The sequence below is a fragment of the Streptomyces sp. SID486 genome (assembly GCF_009865385.1).
Taxonomy (GTDB): Bacteria; Actinomycetota; Actinomycetes; order Streptomycetales; family Streptomycetaceae; genus Streptomyces.
Genome location: NZ_WWJT01000597.1, coordinates 1 through 2,821, shown reverse-complemented (window position 1 = coordinate 2,821; position 2,821 = coordinate 1). Strand labels below are relative to the sequence as shown.

At 74.5% G+C, this 2,821-nt stretch carries 4 protein-coding genes; 2 read left to right on the top strand and 2 right to left on the bottom strand.

Going from position 1 to position 2,821, the window contains the following annotated elements; genetic code table 11:
* Positions 1-137: 137 nt before the first annotated feature.
* Together GT045_RS28075 and GT045_RS28070 are read left to right on the top strand one after the other, a co-directional pair.
* On the top strand, positions 138-677 hold the full coding sequence (locus GT045_RS28075) for a SigE family RNA polymerase sigma factor (protein ID WP_161296717.1): 540 nt from the start codon (positions 138-140) through the stop codon (positions 675-677).
* Positions 674-1,486 (top strand): hypothetical protein, encoded by an 813-nt coding sequence (locus tag GT045_RS28070; RefSeq protein WP_161335904.1) that lies wholly within the window; start codon positions 674-676, stop codon positions 1,484-1,486. The genes GT045_RS28075 and GT045_RS28070 overlap by 4 nt, the downstream gene beginning before the upstream one ends.
* A 22-nt stretch (positions 1,487-1,508) precedes the next feature.
* On the opposite strand, the gene GT045_RS28065 is transcribed toward GT045_RS28070, so the two are convergent.
* On the bottom strand, positions 1,509-2,150 hold the full coding sequence (locus tag GT045_RS28065; RefSeq protein ID WP_161295121.1) for a response regulator transcription factor: 642 nt from the start codon (positions 2,148-2,150) through the stop codon (positions 1,509-1,511).
* Between the two features lie 234 nt (positions 2,151-2,384).
* The coding region (locus GT045_RS40075) for an ATP-binding protein (RefSeq protein WP_345942781.1) at positions 2,385-2,821 on the bottom strand (437 nt) is incomplete at its 5' end.

The window sequence follows — 2,821 nt, the reverse complement described above, 5'->3', positions numbered from 1 at the left end:
AGCAGCTCCCGGCCGACGAAGCCGGTCGCGTCCGCGCCGGACTCGCCGAGCACGAGCCGGCGAATCCGTCGGGTTCCGCCGGCCGGGGCAACGGTCCGGGCGCCTCATGGACTCCTTCTTACATCTAGGAGGTGCCCATGGGGGACGGGAAGCAGACTCGGAGCGAGGAGTTCCAGAGCTTCGTGGTCGGCCGCTGGCCGCGGCTGATGCGCACGGCATTTCTCCTCACGGGGGAGCAGCACGCCGCCGAGGACCTGGTCCAGTCGACACTGGAACAGGTCTTCGTGGCCTGGCGGCGGGTCGGTTCGGCCGACGACCCGGAGGCGTACGTACGCCGCGTGATGATCAACGCGCACGCGCGCAGACACCGCAGGAGGCTCCGGGAGTTCCTGGCACCGCGGGACGACTCCGGCCTGGTGCGCGAGGTGGCCGACACGGGTGACCGGATCGCCCAGGCCGACGACCGCGGCACGCTGCTCGCGGCGCTCGCCCGGCTGCCCGCGCGGCAGCGGGAGGCCGTCGTCCTGCGCTACTGGGAGGACCTGACGGAGACCCAGACGGCAGCGGCGATGGGCTGCTCGGTCGGCACGGTGAAGAGCAACGCGGCCAAGGGGATCGCGAAACTCCGCGCCATACCGGAACTGGCGGAGACGGTGACGCACGGAGGGCGGAAATGACGAGCGGGGACCTGGAGAACCACGACATGGCGCACAGTGACATCGCCCTCCTCCTCGCGGACGCCGCGGACGAGGTCGAGATCGGCATAGCCCCCGTCCAGGCGGTCGTCCGCGGCGGCCGGCGACGCCGGGCACGGCGCCGGGCGGTGCTGGCGGCCACCGCCCTGGTGCTGACGGGCTCGACCGGGGCCGCGCTGGCGTTCGCCGGGCTGCCCGGCCGGCACGCGGACCGGGTGACGTCGCCCGGACCGCTGTCGGCCGAGGCGCGGCACGTGTACGCGCCGCAGCGCACGGAGCTGGCGCGGGGGACCGAGAACGGCAGGCGGTGGGCGGTCTGGGTCGAGGTGTGGGGGGCGCCACGTGACGCGCGGGAGGCGGGCCGGCAGTACGACGCCATGAAGCGGACGGGCGTCCGCCCGGCGGTGGCCGAGGCCGAACTGGTCGGCCGGGGCTCGTACTTCTCGTTCCGGTCCTACGGCGGCGGTCGCGCGCTGGGGATCATGTTCGACACGGCCAGGAAGGTCGACCGCCTCTCGGGCACCGACCTCCAGTCGGCCGCCGTCCCCCTCCAGGGGGTCAGCGCGACGGCGCCCGAGCGGCTGGTGGTCGGCCACGTGGCCAAGACCGCCAGGGAGGTGACCTGCCGCTGGAAGGACGGCACGTCCACCGTGGCCCGGCTGGCGAACGCGTCCGAGGCCGACACCGGTTCCTCGCGGATCCGCCCGGTCACCGGTTACCCGGGAGGGAACTGGTTCGTGTGCCTCGGCCCGGCGGGGACGACCTACAAGGACGCGGAGGTGACGAAGTGACGTACCGCGGGACGGCCCTTGCTCACAGCCAGCCCTGCTGACGGGCCTCCCGCACAGCCTCGGCCCGGTTGCGGGTGCCGGTCTTGCCGATCGCGGAGGAGAGGTAGTTGCGGACGGTGGACTCGGAGAGGTGGAGCCTGCCGGCGATGTCGGCGACGGTCGCCCCGTCCACCGACGCCTTCAGCACCTCGCACTCCCGGGCCGTCAGCGGATTGGGTCCCGCACTGAGCGCGGCGGCGGCCAGCGCCGGGTCGACGACGGTCTCGCCGCCGAGCACCCGCCGGATCGCCGCGGCCAGCTCCTCCACCGGCCCGTCCTTGACGAGGAAGCCGCCCGCGCCCGCCTCCATCGCCCGGCGCAGATAACCGGGCCGGCCGAAGGTGGTGAGGATCAGCACCCGGCAGCCGGGTGCCTGGACACGCAGCTCGGCCGCCGCGTCCAGTCCGCTCATGCCCGGCAGTTCTATGTCCAGCAGGGCCACGTCCGGCCGGTGGGCCAGCACGGCGTCCACGATGCCGTCACCCGAGCCCAGCTGGGCCACGACCTCGATGTCCTCCTCCATGCCGAGCAGGAGGGCGAGGGCGCCGCGCATCATGCCCTGGTCCTCGGCGAGCAGTACCCGGATGCACTTGGCGGGGCGGCCGTCCCGGGGCATCTCGTTCATGCGCTCAGGGTACGGCGGCGGCCGTCGAGCCCACTTCCGCTGACGTCCGATTGCCTGCCACCGACTGCTTTGCCGCCGACGGTCGACAGCCGACCGTTGGGTGCTGGTTGCTGGCCGTCGGCCGGGTGGCCGGTGGCCGTCGGCTGGTGACCGGTGACCGGTGACCGGTGACCGGTGGCTGTCGGCCGGTGGCCGTCGGTCGGAGGCTCGTGACCGGTGGCGGGTGGGCGGGGGTCAGACCGCCCCGGGCGCCGTGGCCGTCGGTGTCAGCGTGTCCGTGCCGACGGGGAGGTCGGCGACGACCGTGAAGCCGCCGCGTGGTGCCGGGCCCGCCGTGAGGCAGCCGCCCGCCGCCGCGAGGCGCTCGGTCAGTCCCTTCAGCCCCGTACCGCCGGTGCCGGTGCCCGCTCCGGCGCCTGCGCGGCCGTTCCCACCGGTACCTGCCCCGGCGCCTGCGCGGTCGTCCGTGGCCGGGCCCCTGTGGTCGTCCGTGCCGGCACCCGCACCGGCACCTGTGCGGTCCTGCGTACCGGCACCCCCGGCGTCGTCCGCACCGGCACCCGTGCCGTCGTCCGTGACCGTCAGGCGGACCCGCTCGGCCGTGCCGTTCACCCGGATCTCGCAGCGGCCGGCGCGGCTGTGCCGGACCACGTTGGTGACCGCCTCGCGCA

Bases quoted from the DNA above. Each gene is read 5' to 3' on its own strand.
- GT045_RS28070 (WP_161335904.1), top strand. From the start codon at position 674: ATGACGAGCGGGGACCTGGAGAACCACGACATGGCGCACAGTGACATC.
- GT045_RS28065 (WP_161295121.1), bottom strand. From the start codon at position 2,150: ATGAACGAGATGCCCCGGGACGGCCGCCCCGCCAAGTGCATCCGGGTA.
- GT045_RS28075 (WP_161296717.1), top strand. From the start codon at position 138: ATGGGGGACGGGAAGCAGACTCGGAGCGAGGAGTTCCAGAGCTTCGTG.